Origin of the sequence: Pseudomonas sp. NPDC088414, from assembly GCF_044753325.1 — a bacterium.
Lineage (GTDB): Bacteria > Pseudomonadota > Gammaproteobacteria > Pseudomonadales > Pseudomonadaceae > Aquipseudomonas.
In genome coordinates, this window is the sequence record NZ_JBIVMY010000076.1 from 1 (window position 1) to 1,572 (window position 1,572).

The 1,572-nt window shown below is 56.0% G+C and carries 1 protein-coding gene and 1 pseudogene; one reads left to right on the forward strand and one right to left on the reverse strand.

Translation table 11 applies throughout. The annotated features are described in order from the left end of the window. Nucleotides 1-856 (forward strand): annotated as a pseudogene (locus ACIP8I_RS27125) (hypothetical protein); the annotation flags it as partial. 187 nt (nucleotides 857-1,043) lie between these two features. On the opposite strand, the gene ACIP8I_RS27130 reads toward ACIP8I_RS27125, so the two are convergent. Next, the gene (locus tag ACIP8I_RS27130) at nucleotides 1,044-1,403 is read right to left on the reverse strand and encodes a DUF6124 family protein (protein ID WP_400764924.1); all 360 of its coding nucleotides are present in this window, start codon (nucleotides 1,401-1,403) and stop codon (nucleotides 1,044-1,046) included. Between the last annotated feature and the right edge of the window lie 169 nt (nucleotides 1,404-1,572).

A 1,572-nucleotide genomic window follows, 5' to 3' on the forward strand; every position in this document is an offset into this window, starting at 1 on the left:
GACAGGCTTGAGCGTGGCCGCTCACAGCTTCACCGCCATTGCGCTGTATGGCAGTGGTCAGGTGTCCGCGGCGTGGACGTTGACGGTGACGGCCAGTACCGCACCGACCATCACTCGGGCGGAAGACTCACATGGGGTAGAGATTCTCCCCGGGCAATCGACCCTCGATACTACGGTCACGCTTGAAGGGGCCGGGGCAAAAGGCCAGAAAGTCCAGATCAAGGACGGTACCACCGTCAAAGGGGAGGCGAACGTCGATCAGAACACGGGCCTATGGAAACTGACCATGACGGGCTTGAGTGTGGCATCGCACAGTTTCACCGCCATAGCGTTGTATGGCAGTGGGGCTGTATCGGCTCCGCGAATTGTAGTCGTGGAAGCACCCGTTCACCTCGTCGAAGACTTCCTGTCATATCCATACAGATATATTTACGAGCAAGGGGAATCCCTCGAGGGGACGCACACCAACGTAACTCTCATTACAAACATCGGGAAAAGTTATAATCGTGTCGTCGTATTTGAAGGTGCATTGGGGGGTACTCTGGCGCACGTAAATACACCGACCATACTTGCGTACTCCTTGGCACTGAAACAAGGAAGTGCAAAGAGTGCGACAATCAGAGGCTTTCCTATGCCGCAAGAGCCAGGCTGGATGCGTATTCAGCTTGAGTTCCTACAAAGCAATAATGTGGTGTCCTCAATGCCGCTCTCCGTCCCAGATAATATGATATTTGAAGTTGACGTCACCGCAGGCAACGGCCAAGCGTTCAATGCAATCAAAATCGTGTTGACATCTGCGGGTGTAGCAGACGCTGTTTCTGGTCTCAGGTTGTTTACGGTCACCTTCCGTAGCTAAAAAGTTCTGTCACCTGCAACGCGCCGGTGGAATAGGTTCACCGCTGGATAAGGGGACGGATGTATTCAATACCAATCGCAGGCCGGCTCACGAATACAAGGGATCTTTGCCGGGCACATAACCTGTGACCCACGCAGATCCCCTGTAGGAGCGAGCCTGCCCGCGATGAGGCCAGACCTATCAGCGCCTATTCCCTGGGCACAACATTATCCAGCGCCTGATTCACCGCCAGCTCACCGAGCATCACCACCTGCGCAATGCCCAACGCCGTATTGCGACTCGACCCCTCCAGCGTGCCGGCGAAATCGCCGAGCATCACCGTGGCCGAGGCCAGGGATTCGCAGGCGTTGGCCAGCAGGGACTCGGTGTCGGTTTGCGGGTTGACCAGGAACATGCTGCTGGGGGTGTAGGGCGTCGCCATGATTTGCGCTGGTGCCAGGTAGTGGTCGAGGGCGCGTTCGGCGGCTTCGTGGAGTTTTCTGGAGTTGCGGGATTCGTAGGGTGATAGCGGGTCTGTGATTGGCGGATTGGGTGAGGTTTCGGGCATCAGCTGGAACTCCGATCGAGTTACTTTGAATGAATGATGACCTGTAGGAGCTGCCGCAGGCTGCGATCTTTTTTTATTTTTATTTTAAAAAAAGATCAAAAGATAGCAGCCAGCGGCAGCGGCAACACCGGGGCCCAGGAGGTAGTTAGGGGTTGGGCGGGCCGGCCCG